This is a genomic window from Trichocoleus sp. FACHB-591 (genome assembly GCF_014695845.1).
Taxonomy (GTDB): Bacteria; Cyanobacteriota; Cyanobacteriia; order FACHB-46; family FACHB-46; genus Trichocoleus.
Map to the genome: position 1 here is coordinate 106,288 of NZ_JACJPA010000118.1, position 21,541 is coordinate 127,828.

20 protein-coding genes are annotated in these 21,541 nt (G+C 50.4%); 12 read left to right on the plus strand and 8 right to left on the minus strand.

Annotated elements, in window-relative coordinates:
• Window positions 1–175 precede the first annotated feature (175 nt).
• On the minus strand, window positions 176–1,459 hold the full coding sequence (gene trpB, locus H6F90_RS26915) for a tryptophan synthase subunit beta (protein WP_370588103.1): 1,284 nt from the start codon (window positions 1,457–1,459) through the stop codon (window positions 176–178).
• 398 nt (window positions 1,460–1,857) lie between these two features.
• Here trpB and H6F90_RS26920 point away from each other — a divergent pair, with 398 nt between their 5' ends.
• From H6F90_RS26920 to H6F90_RS30275, 7 genes are all read left to right on the plus strand, one after another.
• Window positions 1,858–3,975, plus strand: a complete 2,118-nt coding sequence (locus H6F90_RS26920) for an FAD-dependent oxidoreductase (protein ID WP_190555087.1) — start codon at window positions 1,858–1,860, stop codon at window positions 3,973–3,975.
• A gap of 82 nt (window positions 3,976–4,057) precedes the next feature.
• The gene (locus H6F90_RS26925) at window positions 4,058–4,411 is read left to right on the plus strand and encodes a hypothetical protein (RefSeq protein ID WP_190555088.1); all 354 of its coding nucleotides are present in this window, start codon (window positions 4,058–4,060) and stop codon (window positions 4,409–4,411) included.
• A 13-nt stretch (window positions 4,412–4,424) separates the two neighbouring features.
• Window positions 4,425–4,787 carry a translation initiation factor gene (locus H6F90_RS26930; protein WP_190555089.1) on the plus strand — a complete coding sequence of 121 codons (363 nt, stop codon included), beginning with the start codon at window positions 4,425–4,427 and terminating at the stop codon, window positions 4,785–4,787.
• Between the two features lie 192 nt (window positions 4,788–4,979).
• A complete protein-coding gene (locus tag H6F90_RS26935; protein WP_190555090.1) occupies window positions 4,980–6,830 on the plus strand; it encodes a family 10 glycosylhydrolase in 1,851 nt (616 codons plus the stop codon).
• A 106-nt stretch (window positions 6,831–6,936) separates the two neighbouring features.
• Window positions 6,937–7,425, plus strand: coding sequence for a helix-turn-helix domain-containing protein (locus H6F90_RS30265; RefSeq protein ID WP_199296202.1), 489 nt, complete (start codon window positions 6,937–6,939; stop codon window positions 7,423–7,425).
• Between the two features lie 14 nt (window positions 7,426–7,439).
• Window positions 7,440–7,727, plus strand: coding sequence for a hypothetical protein (locus H6F90_RS30270; protein WP_199296203.1), 288 nt, complete (start codon window positions 7,440–7,442; stop codon window positions 7,725–7,727).
• Window positions 7,724–8,005 (plus strand): transposase, encoded by a 282-nt coding sequence (locus H6F90_RS30275; protein WP_242024645.1) that lies wholly within the window; start codon window positions 7,724–7,726, stop codon window positions 8,003–8,005. The genes H6F90_RS30270 and H6F90_RS30275 overlap by 4 nt, the downstream gene beginning before the upstream one ends.
• A gap of 123 nt (window positions 8,006–8,128) precedes the next feature.
• Here the strand turns inward: H6F90_RS30275 and H6F90_RS26945 are convergent, their stop codons facing one another.
• The 3 genes from H6F90_RS26945 to H6F90_RS26955 all read right to left on the minus strand — a co-directional run bounded on the left by H6F90_RS26945 (window position 8,129) and on the right by H6F90_RS26955 (window position 12,506).
• Window positions 8,129–8,926 carry a dienelactone hydrolase family protein gene (locus H6F90_RS26945; RefSeq protein ID WP_190432097.1) on the minus strand — a complete coding sequence of 266 codons (798 nt, stop codon included), beginning with the start codon at window positions 8,924–8,926 and terminating at the stop codon, window positions 8,129–8,131.
• Between the two features lie 103 nt (window positions 8,927–9,029).
• Window positions 9,030–10,637 (minus strand): NAD(P)H-quinone oxidoreductase subunit 4, encoded by a 1,608-nt coding sequence (locus tag H6F90_RS26950; RefSeq protein WP_190555091.1) that lies wholly within the window; start codon window positions 10,635–10,637, stop codon window positions 9,030–9,032.
• Between the two features lie 723 nt (window positions 10,638–11,360).
• Window positions 11,361–12,506 (minus strand): tetratricopeptide repeat protein, encoded by a 1,146-nt coding sequence (locus H6F90_RS26955; protein WP_199296205.1) that lies wholly within the window; start codon window positions 12,504–12,506, stop codon window positions 11,361–11,363.
• Between the two features lie 330 nt (window positions 12,507–12,836).
• Between H6F90_RS26955 and H6F90_RS26960 the strand changes: the two genes are divergently transcribed.
• From H6F90_RS26960 to H6F90_RS26970, 3 genes are all read left to right on the plus strand, one after another.
• A complete protein-coding gene (locus H6F90_RS26960) occupies window positions 12,837–13,163 on the plus strand; it encodes a YbjQ family protein (RefSeq protein ID WP_190432100.1) in 327 nt (108 codons plus the stop codon).
• Window positions 13,164–13,776: 613 nt separating this feature from the next.
• The gene (locus H6F90_RS26965) at window positions 13,777–14,427 is read left to right on the plus strand and encodes a hypothetical protein (RefSeq protein ID WP_190555093.1); all 651 of its coding nucleotides are present in this window, start codon (window positions 13,777–13,779) and stop codon (window positions 14,425–14,427) included.
• A gap of 186 nt (window positions 14,428–14,613) precedes the next feature.
• Window positions 14,614–15,297, plus strand: a complete 684-nt coding sequence (locus H6F90_RS26970) for a thylakoid membrane photosystem I accumulation factor (RefSeq protein ID WP_370588104.1) — start codon at window positions 14,614–14,616, stop codon at window positions 15,295–15,297.
• Window positions 15,298–15,399: 102 nt separating this feature from the next.
• Here H6F90_RS26970 and egtD read toward each other — a convergent pair whose 3' ends face one another.
• The 3 genes from egtD to egtC form a co-directional block, all read right to left on the minus strand.
• Entirely contained in the window at window positions 15,400–16,422 is a 1,023-nt protein-coding gene (egtD, locus tag H6F90_RS26975; protein WP_370588105.1) for an L-histidine N(alpha)-methyltransferase, read from the minus strand.
• A 250-nt stretch (window positions 16,423–16,672) separates the two neighbouring features.
• Window positions 16,673–17,989 (minus strand): SUMF1/EgtB/PvdO family nonheme iron enzyme, encoded by a 1,317-nt coding sequence (locus H6F90_RS26980; RefSeq protein WP_190555095.1) that lies wholly within the window; start codon window positions 17,987–17,989, stop codon window positions 16,673–16,675.
• Window positions 17,958–18,746 carry an ergothioneine biosynthesis protein EgtC gene (gene egtC / locus H6F90_RS26985; RefSeq protein WP_190432105.1) on the minus strand — a complete coding sequence of 263 codons (789 nt, stop codon included), beginning with the start codon at window positions 18,744–18,746 and terminating at the stop codon, window positions 17,958–17,960. The genes H6F90_RS26980 and egtC overlap by 32 nt, the downstream gene beginning before the upstream one ends.
• 232 nt (window positions 18,747–18,978) lie before the next feature.
• On the opposite strand from egtC, the gene H6F90_RS26990 reads away from it, so the two are divergent.
• Window positions 18,979–19,431, plus strand: a complete 453-nt coding sequence (locus H6F90_RS26990; protein WP_190555096.1) for a hypothetical protein — start codon at window positions 18,979–18,981, stop codon at window positions 19,429–19,431.
• Window positions 19,432–19,555: 124 nt separating this feature from the next.
• Window positions 19,556–20,518, plus strand: a complete 963-nt coding sequence (locus H6F90_RS26995) for a pentapeptide repeat-containing protein (RefSeq protein WP_190555097.1) — start codon at window positions 19,556–19,558, stop codon at window positions 20,516–20,518.
• A 61-nt stretch (window positions 20,519–20,579) separates the two neighbouring features.
• Here the strand turns inward: H6F90_RS26995 and H6F90_RS27000 are convergent, their stop codons facing one another.
• Complete coding sequence (locus tag H6F90_RS27000; RefSeq protein ID WP_190555098.1) at window positions 20,580–21,269, minus strand: DUF2834 domain-containing protein; 690 nt, start codon at window positions 21,267–21,269, stop codon at window positions 20,580–20,582.
• Window positions 21,270–21,541 lie beyond the last annotated feature (272 nt).

Below are 21,541 nucleotides of genomic sequence, written 5' to 3' on the forward strand. Positions count from 1 at the left end.
TCTATTCGGACTTGTAACTAGAACAATGGTTCCCTAATTGGCGATCGCTTGCGAGGGCGTAGCCCTTATCGCGCTTCTCAAAGTAAGGGCGAAGCATTCGGTTGAGAGTCTTTGTCGTTGCCCAAAGTACTATTGCCGAATGCTTCGCCCCTACGAAAGGCAAAAGGTGGAATTCCTAGGAATTCTGCTCGTCCAGCTTCAGGTATTTGATCACACTCTGCACGTCCTTGTCGCCACGGCCAGAGCAGTTGATCACAATGCGGGGGCTACCTTCGAGTTGAGGGCAAAGGTAATCTAAGTAGGCGATCGCATGAGACGTTTCCAAAGCGGGAATAATTCCTTCCAACTTAGAAATCAATTGGAAGCCATCTAGTGCTTCTGCGTCCGTGATGCTGTAGTACTCCGCTCGACCGCTGTCTTTGAGGTAGCTGTGCTCAGGTCCAACGCCAGGGTAGTCTAGGCCCGCACTAATCGAGTGTGGCTCAACTACCTGGCCGTCTTGATCTTGCAATAGATAGCTCATCGCCCCATGCAACACACCCACACGACCACGAGTTAACGTCGCTGCGTGCTTCTCCGTGTCTACGCCTTCGCCAGCCGCTTCAATGCCGATCATGCGAACACTCGGTTCATTCACAAATTCGTGGAACAAACCCATCGCATTCGAGCCACCACCCACGCAAGCCAGCAGGATATCAGGTAAACCACCCCACTTTTCTTGGCACTGTGCCCTGGTTTCCTGACCAATCACCGCTTGGAAGTCGCGCACAATCATGGGGTAAGGATGCGGACCTGCAACCGAGCCGAGAATGTAGTGAGTCGTTTCCACATTCGTCACCCAGTCTCGAATCGCCTCCGAAGTTGCATCCTTGAGGGTGCCTGTTCCAGACGCCACGGGACGCACCTCCGCGCCCATCAGCCGCATCCGAAACACGTTTAGAGCTTGCCGCTCCATATCGTGCACACCCATATAGATGATGCACTCCAGCCCAAACCGAGCACAGACCGTTGCGGTCGCCACGCCATGCTGTCCCGCGCCCGTTTCCGCAATAATCCGCTGCTTACCCATCCGCTTCGCCAGCAGCGCCTGAGCCAAAGAATTATTGATTTTGTGAGCGCCTGTGTGGTTTAAATCTTCACGCTTCAAATAAATCTGGGGACCACTCCCATCCGGGCGAGCATACCGAGTCGTCAGCCGCTCCGCAAAATAGAGCGGGCTGGGCCGTCCCACATAGTCCCGCATCAGGCCTTGTAGCTCCTGCTGGAACTCCGGATCGTTGCAGTACTGATGAAACGCAGTCTCCAACTCACTCAGCGCTGGCATCAGCGTTTCTGGCACATACTTACCACCAAACTGACCAAACCGCCCCAGCGCATCAGGCCGCTGAGCCGAGGTAATCACTTCAGCAAGATTATCGATCGCAGATTGATGGGTAGAAGAAAGAGGAGTACGTGTCACAGACCTGACGCAGTGAGGGGACAGGTTCATTATAAGAAATACCACTAGTTCTGAAACAGCGATCGCGAGAAAAGGAGGGAACAGGGAAGGATGAAAGAGGAGGGCTGAAGGATGAAAAAGGGAGGAGCCCCAAGTCAGGAGTCGGGAGTTGGGAGAGTGAAGCATTACAAAGTGCCGAAAACAAAGTACCAAAACACCCACACTTAGACTCGTCTGGAGGGGGTCTGGGGGACGCAGCCGTTCCTCAGCGGGAGTTTGAGGGCACCTACCCTCAAGTCTTGGTTTAGCCCAGAACTTAAATCAAGCTGTGGCAAACCAAGCTAAACCCCTAACCCTGCTTAAAATCCATAAATCAGGCTTTTCCGCATCCCACCATTCTCAACCGCCAGATTAAAGCCATGCCGACACCACAGCCAGTCCGCCAGCAAGGGGGAATCTTCGACCCCAACACCTTCACAAGGCCAGAGAATGGGCGATCGCTGTCTTACCCAATTCTGATTGTGGGAGGCTCCACAGCCGCCTATGCTGCCACTCTCGCAGCCCTACGCAGTGGCATCACCGTTTGCCTCGTCCAACCCCAAGCCGTAGTTGGCGGACAATTCACCGCTCAAGCCCTCCCCGCCTCCGATGATGGTGATCTGCTACGACAAGCAGCCACTCCCTTTCAAGTCGAAGGCGAACGGTTTGCCATTTCTAAAACCCAACGCAGCTTCCGCGATCGCCAACGGGAATTACAAAAGCTCAACGGTAGAAAAGTTGCCAATCCGGGCGGAGGTTGGGTCAGCCCCCTAGCTACTACCCCTGTGGTCGCCGCAACCGCGATGAACGAAGCGATCGCGCCTTACATCAGCCAAGGCAAGCTCATCCTGATTCCTTTTGCAGAACCGATCAGAGTCTTGACTAGCAACGATCCAGGCCAGCGCCGTCGCGTGACGGGAATTGTGTTTCAAGATCGCCAGAACAATCACACCTTTACGATTAACAGCAGAGTCATTCTGGAAGCAACAGAGTTAGGAGACTTGCTAGAACTAGGCAATATTGAGTCTCGCGTCGGTCAGGAAGCCCGGAGTGAAACCGGAGAGCAAGCCTTGCCCGAACGAGCCTTGCCCCAATGTCAGCAGTCTTTTACCTTTGGCGCTGTTGTCGAACGGACGGCTCCGGGACGTGGGGTGGCAATCGGGGCTCCTCCTGGATATAACAGCAGTCCTTGGCTAAATGCCGCAGAGTTTCAAAGCGCCTTTTGGCACAAAAGCCGTGGACAGTGGGAACCCCAACCCCGTGAGTTTTTCAATCCTTTTGGCATCTTTCGCTATCGACGAATTTCCCGGGCAGCCGAAAATGAGAAAACAATTAGCCCTGGGGATGTCACGGTTCTGAACTGGGGCCAACATCAACATGGGGAAAATGGGCCTTGGTGCTGTGGCAATGACTATCGAGTCGGGGTCTTAGTCGGTGTGAGCCGAGAAGAACGGCAGCGCCATATTCAGCAAGCCCGCGATCGCGCCCGTGCTTACGTTCACTATTTGCAAACCAACGGAGTCCCAGACCTAAAGCCACGCGGCGACCTCACTTGGACTCGGGATGGTATTGCCATAGAGCCTTACATTCGCGAAGCTAGACGTGGCATTGCAGCCACCACGATTCGCCATGAAGATGTCGCCAAGCCCTTTTTCCCTGGCCAGGCAAGAGCAAAAAGCTTTGAGGATAGTGTCGGCATCGGTCAGTATCACTATCTTGATCTGCACGGCAATGACGAGCCAGGGCATGCCAGCTTGCCAGGGGAAAACGTGATTGCGTTGCCTTTTACCTTGCCTCTGGGCGCTTTGATTCCGATTAACACCGATGGCTTGATCCTCTCGGCCAAAAGCATTGGCACTACCCACATTACCAACGCGGCTTATCGGATGCACCCCGTAGAATGGGCGATCGGAGAAGCGGGAGGTTATCTAGCAGCCTTGGCTGTAAACGCAGGAGTAGAAGTTCGCGATATTGCCACCAACGAAACGCTCAAACGCAAGCTCCAAGGCACCCTGACTCGCAATGGCATCCCGCTATTTTGGTTTGATGATATTGCTCACGATGATCCCGACTTTGAAGCGATTCAAGTGTTGGCAGCCGCAGGCATTATTCGTAGTGAGAGCTACACAGATTTGCATTTTCGCCCCTCAGCCAGCGTCAATCGAGCTGTGGTCGCGACCGCATTGGTCAAGCTGTTGGGCTTTGAACTGGTTTCGCCTGCCACGCCAACCTTCGTGGATGTGTTGCCTAACTACCGCTGGGCTTACCCGATGATTGAAACATTAGTCGCGAAGCAAATTGCCGCTGGTGTGGGCGATCGCCGTTTTGCCCCAGAACGCCCAATTACCCGTGAGCAACTCTCGTTCTTAGTTAAAAAAGCACTGCCTGCTGCCTACGATCGCGCTTTTGCGAGAACTCCTGCCGACAAACAAGTGCTACAACGGCGAGAACTATCGCGGGTTTTATATGAAGTAATGCGGGTGAAGCTCGGCATTTAGGGGTTGCCTGAGTTATGAAATTGGGCAACAGCCAAAACGATCGCGCTACCGTGGAGATAAAGTTCGCACGTTCAATCCTCCTATGCTGCAAAAAATTCTGGCTCGTCCTCTAGGATGGCTCTTGGTTTTAGGAACTTTGACTGGAAGCGCGATCGCCGTTCATCCTGCTCAAGCTCAAACGCCTGATCTCACACCTACTGAATCTCCATCGCAACCGACGCAAGTAGATCCGACTCTAAACGAGGGTTATCCGATTCGCCGTCAGGATGCGCCGCTGCCAATCCCTCAGGTTTACGAAATCCCAATTGAGCAATTTGAGCCACCCTTCTCCGACGTACCGCGTGAGCATTGGGCCTATGAAGCAGTGACCCGGTTGTTTTACATTGGGGGAGTGAAGGGAGAACCTACAACTCCCACGAATTCAACTCAGCAATAAGCAGTTTCTGACTATGGCTTCTTCTAAGCGTAAGCCGACTGATAAAAGCGATCGCGTCGTTTACTCCGAGTTTGGTAACTCCACCAATCCCGATGCGTTTGCGCGTGGAGTTCCTGATCTACCACCCAACCAACAAAACTTGAAGGTGCAGGCGACCCGGAAAGGCAAGGGTGGCAAAACGGTGACTGAAATTACTGGGTTCCAAGCCAAGGCAGAAACATTGGCCGATTTGTTGAAAAAGCTAAAAGCCCAGTGCGGCGCGGGTGGCACTGTGAAAGAGAATGCGATTGAGATTCAGGGTGACCACACACAGAAACTCGTAGAAATTTTGACCAAGTTGGGCTACAAAGCCAAGGCGAGTGGTAAGTCGGGGTGAGATGAGGTGCGATCGCCTTGTAACATTAGGGACGCGATCGGCACCGTGACATCACTTTCAGAGTCATAGATTAAGTGGGCTAGATGAGGCCCACTTTTTTTGACGGAATTTGGGGCAAATTAATTGGATTAAGAGAGATAAGCCGCCATCCATTTGTCTTTGCCTGTCACCTTGGCCTTACAGAACTTTTCCATGCATAAAATCTACCGACCCCGCTCACCGCTGACCTTCCTCACCACCTTTTTGACTGCGATCGCGATGGTGATTGCAGCGGGTTTGATGACCCCCACCACCGCACAAACGAGCCCAACTAAATTTAAGGACGTTCAAGGTCACTGGGCACAGAACTGTATTGAAAATTTGGCTGACCAAAAAATCATTAGTGGCTATCCTGATGGTAGCTTCCGCCCCAGTGCCCCCGTCACGCGTGCTGAATTTGCCGCAATGGTAGTGAAAGGGTTTCCGGGAGCCGTTAATGCCACCCTACCGACCGCACCCATCCGATTTAGTGATGTAGCGACTAATTATTGGGCGGCTCAATCGATTGATAAAGCATCTGGTGCGGGGTTTATGTCCGGTTATCCCGGTCGAATTTTTAGACCAGCCCAGAATATTCCTCGGGCTCAAGTTCTAGTGGCATTAGCAGGTGGCTTGGGCTACAAAGCTGCTCAACCTGTTGCCACGACCTTGAGTGCTAGCTTTAACGATGCTCAGGCGATTCCTGACTATGCTCGGAATGCGATCGCGGCGGCGACTGAAAAGCAAATTGTCGTTAACTATCCCAACGCCAAAGCCCTCAATCCCAACCAAGTAGCGACTCGCGCCGATGTAGCTGCGGCCATCTGTCAGAGCCGAGCAGGCACCAATCAACTCGCCCTGATTCCTGCTCAATACATCGCTGGCAACAAACCCCAGTCTCAACCCCAAAGTACCAATAAAACCAGTGAAATTCGGGGCGTGTGGCTTACCAATGTCGATAGCGAGATCTTGTTTAGTCGCGATCGCCTCAAGAATGACTTACAAGATCTGGCAAATCTTAAGTTCAACACCATTTACCCAACGGTTTGGAACTGGGGCCATACACTCTACCCTAGCCAAGTCGCCAAAAAAGTGATTGGTACAGAGGTAGACCCAACACCCGGTCTGCAAGGGCGAGACATGCTCGCGGAAGCAGTCGAAGAAGGCCACCGCAATAATCTGGCTGTGATTCCTTGGTTTGAGTTTGGCTTCATGGCTCCTGCCGAGTCAGACCTAGTGGCACGTCATCCTGACTGGCTTACTACTCGACAAGACGGTTCCACAATTTGGGCAGAGGGCAAGCACAGTCGCGTTTGGCTCAATCCTTTCCAGCCGGAAGTGCAACAGTTCATGATCGATTTGGTCACCGAAATTGTCACCAAATACGACATTGATGGCATTCAGTTTGATGACCACTTTGGGCTACCTGCTCAGTTTGGCTACGACCCCATCACCGTCAAGCTTTATCAACAAGAACATCAAGGCCAAAGCCCACCCAGCGATCCCAAAGATGCCGAATGGACTCGTTGGCGTGCCGACAAAATTACTCAGGTCTTTGCTCGCACGTTTGAGGCGATTAAAGCTCGTAAACCCAAGGCGATCGTCTCGTTGTCTCCCAATCCCCAAAAGTTCTCCTATGAGGAATTTTTGGCCGATTGGGCCACGTGGGAACGCCGTGGCTTGGTAGAAGAACTGTTGTTGCAGATTTATCGCACTGACTTAAACACCTTTCTTTCAGAACTCGATCAGCCCGAAGTTCGAGCTGCGAAACAACATATTCCTGTCGCGATTGGCATTTTGGCAGGCTTGAAAGACCGTTTGATGCCAACTCCACAAATTCAAGCCCAAGTGCAAGCAGTACGCGATCGGGACTTTAAAGGCGTGTCTTTCTTCTACTACGAAACCATGTGGAACTTTGACACCAATAACGTCGCCCGTCGCAAAACCGCTTTTCAAAATCTCTTCACCTCAAATGTGACTCGCCCAAATTTGGTGCAGGAGCAGGCGGTGAAGACGGAAGGATGAAAGAGAAGGGATGAGAGATGAAGAAGGAAGGGGCTAGGAGTTATACCAATTCTTCAAAGTAGAGCTACAGATGCTACAAAGCTGGTGTGGAGTTCAAGCAATCAATATGGCCGGGGTATACCAGCTAGAGATTACCGAGAGTGAAGCAGAACTCAAACAACTGCTCAGACAGCAGAAAACAGCCTCTGCTAAAGAACGTGTGCAACTGCTGTATTTGCTGAAGAGTGAGCAAGCCGACACCGTCCAAGCAGCAGCTCAATTGCTCGGTCGGCATCGAGCCACAGCGCAAGAGTGGTTGCGACGCTACCGAGAGGATGGGTTAGCGAAGATGTTGCAGACGCAAGCTCGGTCGGGTCGTCCTCGTGCGATTCCACAATGGGCAGAGACGGCTCTACAAAAACGCCTGGAAGCTCCTGAAGGGTTTGATGGCTACCAAGCCATTTGTGATTGGCTAGAGGCTCACTTGGGCCTAGAGATGAAGTACAAGACGGTACACAAACTGGTGCATTACCGCTTGCAAGCTAGTCCAAAAGTACCTCGTCCTCTCAGCGTGGAGCAATCGTGCGAGCAAAGGGAGGCATATAAAAAAACTTGAGTGAGAACCTAGCGATGCTGGGGTGGGTGGCCCTCACGATTCTGGGGTGGAGTGGGAGTATCCGCTTTTTCTGCGGGGATGAAACTCGCCTAGGACTCAAGACTCTCGGAGGGCGAAAAATCACGGTCAGAGGCGTCAAACCGGTGGGACGGGTGCAGTGGCAATTTGAGGCCACCTACCTTTACGGCATTGTGGACCCGAAAACGGGAGCATCTTTTTTCTTCGAGTTTTCTCATCTCAATACGGATGCTTTCAAGCCTTCCTCAACTTGGTCTCCCAGAAGTTTAGGGATGAGGTATTGATCATTCAGTTAGATAACGGAGCCTTCCACAAAGCCAAGCGCTTGAAGGTTCCAGCCAACATCGTGTTGTTTTTTCAACCACCACATTGTCCGGAACTTAACCCCATTGAACAAGTGTGGCAATATCTCAAGCGGCGATTGCGTTGGAGTCTTCCTGCCACCCTGGACCAGTTGCGTCAGCAGTTGAAGGAACGGCTGGAAGCACTCACTCCAGAAGGGGTGGCCTCGATTACAGGACGAGACTCGATTCTCTCAGCTCTATCTGTAGCCGGGTTTTAGAGAATTGGTATTAGAAGTCAGTAGCCCTAGAGACAGTTCCGATTCTCTATGAGAGGCGAATCGCTTAAGAAGTTAGGGGAACTAAAACCCTTCTGCTCCTGGCTTCTGACTTCTCACTCCTCCCTATCTCCTATTTCCAAAAATCTCCGTAAAAAACTGCTTCATATCTTCCCAAGAGCGGCGATCGGCGGTACGGTTATAAGCCACCCCTGTAGAGACATCATTGCCTGCTTCGGCATTTGTGAAACTGTGGACGGCACCGCCATAGCTCACTAGTTCCCAATTGACCTTACCTTGGCGCATCTCCTGCTTAAAAGACTGCACCTGCTCATCAGGTACTAGAGGGTCATCACCTCCATGTAACACTAAAACTTTAGCTTTAATGTTTTTGGCATCGGCTGGGTTGGGGGTGTCTAAATTACCGTGAAAACTGACGACTCCCGCAATATCAGCGCCGCTACGAGCTAGTTCCAAAACGGTGCCACCGCCAAAGCAATACCCGATCGCCGCAATTCGCTTGGGGTCTACTTGAGTTTGTTGGCGCAAAACATTGAGACCAGCCTGAGCGCGATCGCGTAATAACCCGCGATTGGAACGATATTTGGTCGCTTCAGCCCCTGCTGCTTTTGGATTGCTGGGCCGAACGCCCTTGCCATAAATATCAGGTGCAAACGCAACATAGCCCATTTTTGCTAGTTGGTTAGTGCGGCGCTTCACATAAGGCCCGATGCCTGTCCACTCATGCACTACCAATACACCGGGCCGCTTGCCAGTTACTGCATCGTCGTAAGCCAAATATCCTTCTAGAACTGTGTTTCCTTGCTTATACTCCACAACCTTGGTGCGTAGAGCTGCTTGGGCGCTTGCTGACCAAACTAAAGCAACCACGGGAGCCAGAAGTACAGAAGTCCAAACTTTCATAGTCTCAATCCTTGCAATCAACAAAAACCCCTGAAATCATACTGCTGACTTCAGGGGTAAGGACAACAATCAATGCTGTCCGTTGAATTAATGAGGCAGAAATCTACTTCAGCACACCCAGCAGTTCACTCGGTTTCGGAGTTTGTAGTTGAGGTGCGCTCAAGACGCGAGAGAACAAGCGAGAGGGAGGTTGCTCTGCGATTAGAGGTAGGGAGTTTCTGGCTTGAGAGGCGATCGCGACAGTCTTCACGTCGTAGGTTTGAGTCGCCAGCTTAGGATACAAACCAATTCCGATGATGGGCACAATCAGGCAAGCCGTGATGAACACTTCTCTAGGCTTTGCATCCCAGAATTTGACCTGAGCCATTTCCGGGCTAGCGGTACCGTAGAACACTTCCCGCAGCATTGAGAGCAAGTAGATGGGGGTCACAATCAAGCCCACCGCCGACAGCAACACCACAATGACTTTGAAGGGGTCGCTGTAAGCTTCGCTGCTGGTAAAGCCGAGGAATACGCTTAGTTCACTGACAAAACCGCTCATTCCAGGTAGCGCCAGAGAGGCCATCGAACCCATGGTAAACAAAGCAAACACAATCGGCATTTGCTTCGCCATGCCACCCATCTTGTCCATCATCAAGGTGTGAGTCCGTTCGTAAGCCACCCCAGACAGGAAGAATAGAGCCGCTGCAATTAAACCGTGGGAAATCATTTGCAGCATCGCCCCGCTCAATCCAACCTCTGTAAAGGAGGCAATCCCAATCAGCACGAAGCCCATGTGGGAGATAGAAGAGTAGGCCATGCGGCGTTTTAAGTTGGTCTGAGCAAACGCTGTCAAGCCCGCATAAATGATGTTGACTACACCGAGTAGAGCTAACACAGGCGCAAAGTAAACGTGGGCGTTTGGCAGCATTTCCACGTTCATCCGAATTAGGGCATAGCCGCCCATCTTCAGCATCACCCCTGCCAGCAGCATGGACACAGGCGCAGGTGCTTCACTGTGAGCATCCGGTAGCCAAGTGTGTAGGGGGAACATGGGGAGCTTGACCCCGTAGGCAACCAGAAAGGCTGCGTAGACAATCAACTCGAAAGTTAGAGAGTAGTCCTTGAGGGCTAACTCTCGCATATCGAAGGTGACGTTGTCGCCGTAGAAGGCCATCGCAAAAGCGGCAACGAGAATAAACAGCGAACCAACCGCCGTGTAGAGAATGAATTTGGTTGCTGCATAGAGGCGTTTTTGACCGCCCCAGACCGAAATCAGCAAATAGATGGGAACCAGTTCCAGTTCCCACATCAGGAAGAACATCAGCAAGTCTTGAGCTGCGAATACTCCGATCTGGGCGCTGTACATGGCCAGCATCAAGAAGTAGAACAGACGCGGCTTGTGGGTGATGGGCCAAGCTGCCATGATGCCGAGGGTCGTGACCAAAGCCGTTAGAAGCACCAGAGGCATCGATAAACCGTCAACGCCGACTGACCAGTTAAGACCTATCTGGGAAATCCAGGTATAGCTTTCAACAAGTTGTAGCTCAGGGTTTTGTAAATCGTAGTGCTGCCAGAAGGTGAAGAGAGTTAGGACTAGATCTACTAAACCCACCCCTAGGGCGTACCAGCGGACAACTTTGTTGTCTTTACCAGGCAAGAAGGGGATGGGCAGGGATGCCACGAGAGGCAGCAAAATGATGGTGGTGAGCCAAGGAAAATGGGTACTCATGTCAAGACCTAATAATTCGGTCGTTTCGTTACGAAGGGCATTCAGGGTGCTGAATCAATCCGTCTCGATTGGATTAGGAGGTCTACCGATTGAAGGGAGGTCAGACCAGATGGTGCTAGGCGCTCTCGAAATCGATGATTGAATAATTGGGATAGCAGCTTAACCAGTAGCCCAAGCTAGAGGGAATTTGCTTCTCCCGCCGCTCCTGTATAAGGTTTCCTTGACAGACTGAGTCAACACGATTGGGACAAATAAGAATATATACTCAACTGAGGATATATACCTAAATACATACTATTGCATTTTGTTAACAAATGTAAACTGCATTGTTTGAATTTATGGTGAAGATTGACCTCGGTAGTTGAGCCCCCTGTGAGGTTGTCAAGAGCTTAGAGAAGTTTTCCCAGATTTATAGTTCTTGTTACAGCTTCATCTTTCTTTTTGAATTTGCGTAAATCAGGAAATCGAGCTTCGCTGATGCAGGTTTAGCTCGGAGATGATTCTGAAATCTTTCATTCCAGAGGTTTGGGGTGGGAAGACCGCTGAGGCACGATTTAGGAATCGCTCAGCCTTTATAAGCACTCGTAACCAAGAATTGAGCAGTCTCACCTTTTGCAGCCTAAAGCTGAGCCTAGGAGTAACGACTCTCAGACTCTGGCCGTGAGATCGGGTCTTCCCCAGCCTTGTTTACCTTCAAGAACTTGTAGCTTCGAAAAGTTGATTTTAGTCCTTAAAACTGCGTAAGGCGGATTCGGCCTTTTCCTCGCCTGCTTTGTCGCCTTGACGCTTGAATAAATCGCGGGCTTTTTTGAAGGTGTCTTCGGCTTCGTCTAGGCGATCGCGGCCTCTGAGAGCCACAGCTAGGTTGTAAACAGTCCTGGCATCATCGGGGCTAGCTTCCAAGGCTTCGCGATAAGCCACGATCGCCCGCAGGAAATTTTGGTCCTCCAAATAAAGATCACCAATCGCAGCATGGGCCTCAGTCAAACTAGGCTTGATCGCAACGGCGCGTTGATAAGCTTGCAAAGATCCAGGGCGATCGCCTTGGTCTTGCAAAATTTTGCCAATCTGCAAGTGAATATCAGCATTGCGGGGTTCCATTTGAGCGGCTCGTTCGAGGGCGGTAATGCCACCACGGGTATCGCCCTGATTCAGGAAAGCGACACCCAAATTAATTTGAGTGCTGGCGCGATTGGGGGCTAGTTGAGCCGCCTTCTGTAAAGTAGCGATCGCTTCCCGATAACGCTTTTGCTGGAGTAGTAGTGATCCAAGCGCTTCATAGGGTTTGGCGCTTTTGGGGTTGATGGTAATGACTTTTTGATAAGCGTCGATCGCCCCGTCGTTATTACCTTGACGAGCTAAGACGATCCCCAGTCCTAGGTAGGCTTCTATATTTTTGCCGTCTAACTGAGTCGCTCGTTGATAGGCGGCAGCGGCTCCCGGATTGTCTCCAGAGTTGGCCAAACTATAGCCAAGGGCGTACTGAAAATCGGCATTTTTCTGATCCAACGCTACGGCTTGACGGTAGGCAGCAGCAGCAGCGGGGAAATTGCCTTGTCGAGCTTGCAGGTAACCAATTCCAGAGAAAATCTTGGCATTCTTACCATCCAAATTGGCAGCTCGCTCGTAGAGTGCTAAGGCACCAGGGAAGTTGCCAGAATCAACCAACTTCCGTCCTTCCTTCAGCAGTCGGCTTAGTTCTTCGCTATTGGATCCGCTAGCTTGAGCGATTAAGCCGCTCGCGATCGCTGATTGATGGCGGTTGGTTGCTGGGGTCTGTTTTGCTTCATAGGCTTGAGTTACGGGTGCAGCTAGACCTAAGCCTGCTAAGCACAGCACACTAAAGGCCAAAAGAGATTGTCTATACACGGCCAATTTTCCTAGACGACGTTTGCAATGATTAACGGCTACAGCGACCCTGAAAAAGGATCAGGAAGGAGACTGCTGCCACCAACAACAAGTTCCATTTGCAGTGAAGTTCGATCGCTGCCGTTCGTTGAAACCAAGCTGATAACATCTGGGCTCTAAACTCTGGGCTCTAAACTTGAGATACGTTGAGAGCCCTATCAATTGAGAAGCCCAGTTGAGAAACGGCCCAGTTGGGCAGCTTCCAACCCCTGGCTGAGGCTGTCAGGTGTAGCTTCACTAGATTGAGGTGAGGCAGTTAACTGTTTAAGTATTGTTGCGTGAGGACAACCGATGATTTTATCAACAACTGATGTCATTCAAGGAGCCACTGTCGAAGCTTATTTAGGCATCGTGACGGCTGAGGTAGTCTACGGCAGTAATGCGCTGCGAGATTTTTTTGCGGGAATTCGAGACATTATTGGCGGGCGGACAGCCAGCTACGAGCGCGTTTTTGAGCAAGGGCAACGAGATGCACTCGCAGAGCTAGAGAAGCGAGCAGAGCGTTTAGGAGCGAATGCGGTCATTGGCATTGAGATCGACACTGGAACGATCAGCCTGGATCAGTCTGGAGTGTTGTTGCTCATCACTGCAACTGGAACTGCAATTCGGCTGCGCTAAGACTAAAGCCAACCTACTTCTAAAGGGTTATACCCCACTCAGTAAACCATGCTTTTTATGGCTAAGCTGCCCATTTACTACGCCCAAAGGAGTAGGTATTTTGCAAGTAACTGAGTTGTAGAGCCTCTACTAACTTAAGTGAGCAGAAGTATAAGTTTTAATATCTGTGAAGAGCGACTCAGACATAATAGTTATTCATGTAAGCAGGAATACCTTCTAGACTGAATTGGTTAAGAGTGTTACAAAGTCCCAGACTTTAATAAGTCAAGCAATATTATGTAAATTTAGTCAATGTATTTTTAACCGCGATCGCCTGAAACCCTTTCATGAAGGGAGTAGATTCAAGTTGGCTTAGTTTTCATGATAAGAACTGAGTTAGAACTTCTCAAGTGTTTGGGATGAGCAACTTGACAAAAACTTAACTAATTCATGCCTCTTAGTTTAGAAAAAAACGAATTTTAATTTCTGTGCCTAAGAGTATGAAAGGAGCTGAATCTTATTCCCGCCGGTAGATGTAGTCACTGTAGAGTCAGCTTAAAGTAGAGCTCAAATGTAGAAATTGCTAAAGCAAATTCTTTAAGAACCTATACAGTGGGAGGGGGTAGATTAGGCTATGGCATATACAAATCGGCCAGCAGATAATGTAGTTGAAAGAACAGCTTACGGTCCAGTTACTGAATATCATGATCGGGTCCGTTGGGGTCCCATTTTGGCAGGTTTGCTCACAGCTTTGGCAACCCAATTAGTATTAAGCGCTTTGGGTGCTGCGATCGGACTATCTAGCATTGCGGGGTCCGGTGCTCCCCGATCCGATGCTGGAGATGTTGGTACTGCTGTTGGCATCTGGAGCATTATTAGTTTATTTATTTCTCTGTTTATTGGTGGTTGGATTACGAGCCGTACTTGTGGTCCGATGAACCGCAGTACTGCCCTGTTAAATGGAGCTATCCTATGGGCAACTACCTTGGCTATTAGTTCTTGGCTGCTAGCGAGTGGCGTGACTGGGACCTTTGGTTTACTAGTTAATAGTGCTGCTTCTGCTGCTACTGCCGCAGCCCAACCGGGTGGCGTCGATATTCCTAACCCAGCGGCTATCCCTAGCCCGAGTATCTCAGCTCAAGGCACCCGTGATTTGGCTGGCAATGCCGCGAAAGCAGGTTGGTCCTTCACCTTTGGTTCTCTACTCGGCTTAGTAGCTGCTATGGTTGGCGCTTCTGTAGGAGCCCGCAGCCCTCGCACCAATGGCAATCATCAGCACAGCTAGAGATAGCTAAAGATTGAGAGCTAGAAATAGCAAGAAATCCTCTTACATCCTGACGCAAAGTTAAATCCATACCCTGTAGCACTTTCTCAAGCTTGAGGAGGTGCTATTTTTTTGCGATCACCTCTCCCCTAATAATGGGAAAATGACATACGGTAGAATCGTCAAGCCTTAGTATTGAGTTTTAGAATGTCTCCCTGGTGGAAGTTGCCCATTGTGTCTATGACTAGTGCTAGTAAATATTTGACAACTGGTGAACTGTCCTCACAGGTAGGAGCACCCAAGCAGCGTCGGTCATGGCGACAACAGACTTTCGCTGTGCTGCTGGTGTTAATGGTCGCGATCGCTGGTTTCTGGTCGGTCGGAGCTTCTCCTGCACTCGCAGGCATAGACGATGATCGCTTTGATGGCAATATTTTTGCGCTCTATGCAGGCAATGGCGCGTTGGTCCCGCCTAGAACCACCTTGGCAGATTCAATCCAACGTCATAAGCCTGCGTTGCTGGTGTTTTTTGTCGATGACAGCAAGGATTGCAAGCAGTTTTCCCCGGTTGTCTCTCAGCTCCAAGGCTTTTATGGCAAGGTTGTAGACTTCATTCCCATCAACGTGGATGCCATTCCAATCAAATCTAGCTACAGCCCAACTGAACCCGGTTACTACTATGCTGGCGTCGTGCCTCAAACGGTAGTGATCAACCAAGAGGGTAACGTGGCGCTGAATGCCAAGGGTAAAGTCCCCTTTGAAGCGGTGGATGATACCTTCCGAGAGGTATTTAACCTCTTGCCCCGTTCCGAATCTGTACCTCTAAGACGACGCATGTTTAATGAGTTCAGCTCTGAGCTAACTGAACAAGCGGCTCCGAAGTCTAAGTAAGCAACGGATCACAGTTCTTAATATCTGAATAACAGTGAGGGTAGGGGTACAGGCTATTGTGCCCCTACTTTTTTGGGTGGGTGTACTAAGGGTTAAACGAGACTAAACCTGGCACAAGACGAGACCAAACCACTGTTTAGCGTCCGTCCAAGCTTGAATGGGGTTTAAGCCTTTAGCTTGGAGGTCTTGCTGCATGGATGCCAGATTGAACTTGCGTGAGATTTCGGTGTGAATTGTTTCGCCCGCAGCAAACTCAAGCGCCAGGTTGAGCGATCGCAGGTGAACTGTTTGCGATCGCAAGCTCTTTAAGTAAATCTCAATCTGATGCAGCGACTCATTGTAGAAAGCGACATGCTGGAATTGAGAGACATCAAAGTCGCCTTGGAAACGCCAATTCAAATGGTGCAGCATATTGAGATTAAATTCTGCTGTCACCCCTCGGCTGTCATCGTAGGCAGCTTCCAGAATATCGGGTGATTTTTGCAAGTCAAACCCCAGCAGGAAATATTCACCCGGTTTCAAGGCTGCCTTTACCTGAGCAAAGAAAACCTCACATGCAGCAGGGGTGAGATTCCCCAGGGAACTGCCGAGGAAACAAATCATCCGGGTAGGGAGTTGCGCTGGCTCTAGTTTGGCGAGGGCTAGCTCATAGGTGCTGACTAAGCCATGGACTTGCAAGGTTGGGTAATCCACGAGCAAATTCCGCGCACTACTTTCCAGGATGCCAGCACTGACATCAATCGGCATGTAGTGCAGAGGCTGCTCTAAAGAAGCATAGGCATCTAGCAAAATCCGAGTTTTGACAGCGCTGCCACTACCAAGTTCGACCAGCTCACAAGGACCCGTAATTTGGGCGATCGCGGCTGCATATTGTTGCAGAATGGCTGTCTCAGTCCGAGTTAAGTAGTACTCTGGCAACCCACAGATTTGCTCAAATAGCTGAGAGCCACGATCGTCGTAGAAATAATGCGGGGGCAATGATTTGGGCGCTTGGCCTAAACCATCAACCACATCTTTACCCGCTGTAAGCTCCGTGGCTAAAGGATTACTAGGGCTAATCAGATGTTCAATCTGCAAGCGCTTTTCCAGGGGCTGAGCAACGCCTTGGTCCGGGGGGTGAGACACAAGATTGCTGCCCACTGCTTTAAAAATCGACATCCTACCTCCGTAAGTGTGATGGAAGCGAGATTGTTACCACTCGCAGCAAGTTAGCGCATCCATGTAAAACCGTTAGATTGACGCTGCGAAGCTTCTTAAATAGAGAACCACACAGCGAATCTTAGCCAAATCGAACTCAGGTGAGATTTTTTGGCTAATCGCTTGTATTTTCCCATTAAGGTTGCTGAGCAAAACTCAAGAAATCCTTAGCATCTGGCTAAGCCGCAGGAGACTCCACATCCCGCACACAGCGAAAGCCAGCCAAAATTTGCCGAGTTCCAGGCTCATACCAGTTGCGAAAGGCACAGCGTAACCCCCAAGGTCGTGTCACCCAACTGCCACCCCGCAACACGCGATGCTGCCCGTCAAAATACACTTGTGAATAGCCACGATAGGGATAGAACTCAAACCCGTCGTAGCCATCAAACCAGGAAGCTGTCCACTCCCAAACATTGCCTAGCATGTCGTAGCAACCGTAGAAGCTTTGCCCCTTGGGGTAAGCATCAACGGGTGTCGTTTGCCCCTCCAAATGGTCGTGGTTGGAGTGTCCAATCCCAGATTCAGCGCTAGGAAAGGCTTCGCCCCAAGGGTAGGTTTGGCGTTGTTGTTTCTGTGGATGCCAACTTGCAGCTTTTTCCCACTCGGCTTCTGTAGGTAGGCGCTTCTGCACAAAGCGAGCATAGGCTTCGGCTTCATAGCAACTAACGCCACAGACTGGATGATCTGCCCAGGCTGGATCATTTGGCCAATAGAGCGGTTGAGTAATGCTATTTGCTTGTCGCCACTGCCAACCCGATTCTGACCACCAATGGGGGTTTTGGTAGCCCCCAGCCGCGATAAATTTGCGGTATTGGCCATTGGTAACAGGGTAGCGATCGATCCAGTAGGTATCGAGATCAACCCAATGTACCGGGCGCTCGTTGTCGATCGCGTCTAGAGAATCATTGCCTTGCTGAAACGCCCCGGCGGGAATGCAGACCATTTCCTCAAATTCGCTCAAATCTGAGTGCTGCTGGGGTTGGTCTAGCCTACTTGAAGGCTTTAACTCAGCAGTCCACCGCTGCAATTGCAGCAAAAAACTAATCGTTTCGCAATGCTGGCTCTCGTGCTGCAGTAGCCAGTGCCAGAGGCGTTCTTGCGAGCCAAGCGGTGCAACTTCCAGATATTGCAGCACCTGGGTTCTCACGGTATCGAGATACATGTAAGTATCAGCCAGGTTAGGCAAGTTGCAGCGCTCTGCTTTAGGCAAGCCATCGGCGGCAAACAAGCGGCGGTATTGGGGCAGCAGAGGAGCTTGACCCGCACAGTGTTCAAGAATCCACAGCCCCTCGGTAAAAGCAATATGGCCTAAGTGCCAACCGATGGGACTAAATTCGGGATGGATTTGTTGGCAAAATGTGGTGGAGTCAACTGCTTGAAACAGGGCCAGAGTACCTGCGCGGCAGTCTTGCAACGCTTGCTGAATCTGCTGCCGACGCAACTCTAGATCGCGGAGCTGTGGGTCAGATGGGGCGAATCTGGATGTCGAGGTCATCTTCTACAGTCAGAATGCTACTTTCTGGGCAGGTGGTCCAATCTCCAGCGAACAAAGGCTCAGAAGCCACAATTACGGCATCCGGAAGCGTAGGGTCGTCGCGGAGCCAGTGGAGAGAGGGGTTGGGGCTGTGACTGGCAAAGCGAGAAGCAATCAACCGTTTGCCGTTGCTAATCAAGATATTGGCCGAAAACTCTAACTGTTGGCTCTCTGCTAGCTCAGAGAGAGTGGTCAGAGTTTGGTGCAGCGCCTCTTCCAGAGGTTTTTCTGGAGCTTGGTACCAGTAGTGTAGCAACAGCGCGAAGATGTGCTCGGAGTCGGTTGTACCTTGAATCACCTGATGAGAAGTATCATCGAGGCGATCGCAAATGGCTTTACGCAATGTCTGCCGGAAGTTTTTGATGAAGCCATTATGCATGAACAAGATGCGATCTTGCTGAAAAGGCTGACAATTGCTCACATCAACGCCTAACCCTGGAGTCGCGCTACGAACGTTAGCTAAGACGCAACCTGATTCGATGTAGCGGCTAAGGCTAGAGAGGTTGGGGTCGTTCCAGATGGGCAGGATGTTTTTGTAAGTAAAGGGAGGTGTCTCTTGCTGCGAGTGATACCAACCAACGCCAAAGCCATCGGCATTTAGCAGGCCCGCTGTCATTTCACGGGGTTGGTAGCTTTGGACAATGAGTGAGTGCTCAGGCTTGTCGAGCAGGCGATCAAGCGAAATGGATGGCCCTAAGTAGCCCATTAAACGGCACATCTAAATGATTGACTCCTGCGAAAGTAAAAGATTGTAAAGTGTTCCAGTCTTTATTGAGTCTAATGAGGATTCCTGAAAACAGCCGTAGCGGGTTTCTCGTTAGCTAGGGAAATAGGGCCAGAGTGATTTCAGCAGTCTCTTTAGTCAACTGCTCTGCGGAGAAGGGCTGAAGTTGAGTGTTTCTACCAATACGCCCCACGTTCAACGCCTCCTATCCAAGGAAATTCTTGCTATGAAAAGCCCCATGGCTCTCGGTGTCACTCTTTTAGTCCTGGCTTTGCCAACTGCCATTAGTTCCAATGCAATCGCTAACAAGTCAACGCCTACCCAACCCCAGCAGACTCAAGCAGCGATCGTTTGGGAGCGTTCTGGAGGCATTGCAGGTATCTGTCAGCGTCTAACTTTGCGCTCCAGTGCTGCCTATGTTTTGGAAGACTGCCGCAAGCAAACGGTTATGAGCCGAGGTAACTTGCCAGAGAGCGATCGCGTACAGCTCAAAAAATTGTTGCTGAAGCAATATGGTCAGTTTCAGTGGCAAAGCTCGAATCAAGGTGCGGATATGTTTAGCGATCGCTACACCCTGAATGGTCGAGGTTCGCAAAAACCTACTTTGTCAGAACAAGCAGCTTTGAATAAATATTTGACGCAATTAGCGGGTCAGTTGGCCTCGCAAGCACAAAGCTAGACCTTAGTTAATTCTGTAAATATTGTCTGGAAATATTACTGACGAAGTAGCATCCGCTAAGTTGCCTAATTACACCTGTAGGGAATCCTAGGCCTAAGGACTTTCTGGTGAGACTAGGGTGCATATGGCAAATCCGGAACACCTTGCTTTGCTGGAGCGAGGAGTAACTGGCTGGAATCAGTGGTGGACGACCCAAGCTACAAGTAGTCCACGTTTAGCGGGTGCCTCTATAGACACGATCAACCTCAGAAATGCCAACCTGAGTCAGGCAAATTTGAGCGGCATCAACTTAGAAGCAGCCGACCTTTGCTTAGCCAACTTTGAGACAGCGAATCTCCATCGGGCCAAGCTGATGGGAGCTAGCCTTTACACAGCCAACTTGTACCAAGCGAAGCTGAGAGAAGCCAACTTAAGCAAGGCTGACTTACGAGAGGTAAACCTCCGACACGCTGACCTCTGTATGGCGAACTTGACCGAAGCAAATCTCAGTCAAGCAGATTTGGAAGGCGCAACCCTCTACACGACCACGCTCTGTAAAGCCAATTTGCGAGAAGCCAATCTCTACAAGGCAGACTTACGGGAAGCAGACTTAAGTGTGGCAAAGCTGCGGGAAGCCAATCTTAGTCGCGCTAATCTGGGCATGGCCAACCTTTGCATGGCTGACTTTATCGGCGCTACTCTTCACGAAGCTAACCTGACAATGGCCAATCTGAGTATGGCTAACTTCTGCATGGCCAACTTGATGGGCACCACTCTTTACAAAGCGATGCTGATTGGGGCCAACTGTATTGGCACTAACCTCTACAAAGCCAACTTGAGCCGAGCTAATCTGAGCAAGGCTGATTTGCGTGAAGCTACTTTAAGCCAGGCTAATTTGAGCCAAGCTGATCTGAGCAACGCTAACTTGTGTATGACTAATCTACGCGGTGCCAACCTCCAAGGAGCTTGTCTAGCAGGCGCAAATCTCAACTGTGCCACCCTGGAAGGAACCAATTTAGCAGGCGCAAATCTCAATCAAGCCACGCTAGAAGGGGCTTGCCTCCGAGGAGCGATCATGCCTGACGGATTTAGCCTCACCTCAATTTAGCGATCGCCCCATTTGATCAACCCTTGCATACCACCGAGTTTTGGATGCTTAGGGTGGCGCTTTAGGATTGGCCCGTTACCGTCGGTTGTTGGCCCAGACCTTTAGCCTCGCTTGCGACAGAACTGCTCAGAGGTGGTCGAAAAGCAAGGTAAAGCGCTGGCCCTAACAAGGGTAGAGAGGCAGCCCAGAAGATGCGAGCATCTTGCAATCCTCGCCGGGCCATGTCATCCCCCAACAGTGTCGGGAAGAGCAGACACAGCAAGCAAAAATCCAAACTCATGACGTGGATAAAGCGGTTCGTTTGCCATTGCGCTACGAAATCACTCCAATCACCTGCGATCGCCCCATAGCCGACTAAAGCGATCGTGCCTAACGCCAGAACTGCCCCTGTCCAACGGGAGTCGAGCAGCTTCATCAAAGCTGTTTTAGGCCCACTGAAGTCCGAGTTATGGTGGCGGAGCGCTAAGTAAGGCAACAAGGCAAACGCTCCCAAGCCAAAAGAGCCCGCTACAAAAGGCCAAGCAGGAATTTTTTGGGTTCTGCCATCTATCAACAACAAGGCACTGTAGATCATCGGCCAGACGCCCATGATGTTAAACAAAGCAATAATCAGGGGATTAATCCCCTCCCAATCGCCTGTAGATAGCTTTTGAATCAGAGTGAGAGTATCTGGTTGGTTAGGAGGAGCTAGCAGAAAGGCATACGCGATCGCCCCAACCCAAAGCAGCCAAAGTCCAAGTTTTCTACCCATGCTCGCCTAAAAAATCTAATAACGTTAAACCCTTTGGTTCAGGTCATTCCAGCCTGAAGCATCTTTAATAATTACGCATTATTAAGTTAATCAATTTTAAGGGTAGCCCTGAGATGCTGCCTCTATTCCTAGTATGGAAAAGCAAGATAAAAGGATAGTCAGAACTTACGCAAAAGTCATTTGAACGGACGGATGCTTGAGTTGCTCCTTGAGATACTCAGAGAGCATCCCGTGCTTGATTTGATAGATAGTTCTACCACTTTCGTAGGCAA

What these genes read in the sequence shown, in the direction of transcription:
- H6F90_RS26970 (WP_370588104.1), top strand. Translation starts at nt 14,614, where the DNA reads ATGTCTCCCTGGTGGAAGTTGCCCATTGTGTCTATGACTAGTGCTAGT.
- H6F90_RS27000 (WP_190555098.1), bottom strand. Translation starts at nt 21,269, where the DNA reads ATGGGTAGAAAACTTGGACTTTGGCTGCTTTGGGTTGGGGCGATCGCG.
- egtC (WP_190432105.1), bottom strand. Translation starts at nt 18,746, where the DNA reads ATGTGCCGTTTAATGGGCTACTTAGGGCCATCCATTTCGCTTGATCGC.
- H6F90_RS26980 (WP_190555095.1), bottom strand. Translation starts at nt 17,989, where the DNA reads ATGACCTCGACATCCAGATTCGCCCCATCTGACCCACAGCTCCGCGAT.
- H6F90_RS26950 (WP_190555091.1), bottom strand. Translation starts at nt 10,637, where the DNA reads ATGAGTACCCATTTTCCTTGGCTCACCACCATCATTTTGCTGCCTCTC.
- H6F90_RS26930 (WP_190555089.1), top strand. Translation starts at nt 4,425, where the DNA reads ATGGCTTCTTCTAAGCGTAAGCCGACTGATAAAAGCGATCGCGTCGTT.
- H6F90_RS26945 (WP_190432097.1), bottom strand. Translation starts at nt 8,926, where the DNA reads ATGAAAGTTTGGACTTCTGTACTTCTGGCTCCCGTGGTTGCTTTAGTT.
- H6F90_RS26925 (WP_190555088.1), top strand. Translation starts at nt 4,058, where the DNA reads ATGCTGCAAAAAATTCTGGCTCGTCCTCTAGGATGGCTCTTGGTTTTA.
- H6F90_RS26960 (WP_190432100.1), top strand. Translation starts at nt 12,837, where the DNA reads ATGATTTTATCAACAACTGATGTCATTCAAGGAGCCACTGTCGAAGCT.
- H6F90_RS26965 (WP_190555093.1), top strand. Translation starts at nt 13,777, where the DNA reads ATGGCATATACAAATCGGCCAGCAGATAATGTAGTTGAAAGAACAGCT.
- H6F90_RS30265 (WP_199296202.1), top strand. Translation starts at nt 6,937, where the DNA reads ATGGCCGGGGTATACCAGCTAGAGATTACCGAGAGTGAAGCAGAACTC.
- H6F90_RS26920 (WP_190555087.1), top strand. Translation starts at nt 1,858, where the DNA reads ATGCCGACACCACAGCCAGTCCGCCAGCAAGGGGGAATCTTCGACCCC.
- H6F90_RS26995 (WP_190555097.1), top strand. Translation starts at nt 19,556, where the DNA reads ATGGCAAATCCGGAACACCTTGCTTTGCTGGAGCGAGGAGTAACTGGC.
- H6F90_RS26935 (WP_190555090.1), top strand. Translation starts at nt 4,980, where the DNA reads ATGCATAAAATCTACCGACCCCGCTCACCGCTGACCTTCCTCACCACC.
- H6F90_RS26990 (WP_190555096.1), top strand. Translation starts at nt 18,979, where the DNA reads ATGAAAAGCCCCATGGCTCTCGGTGTCACTCTTTTAGTCCTGGCTTTG.
- H6F90_RS30270 (WP_199296203.1), top strand. Translation starts at nt 7,440, where the DNA reads ATGCTGGGGTGGGTGGCCCTCACGATTCTGGGGTGGAGTGGGAGTATC.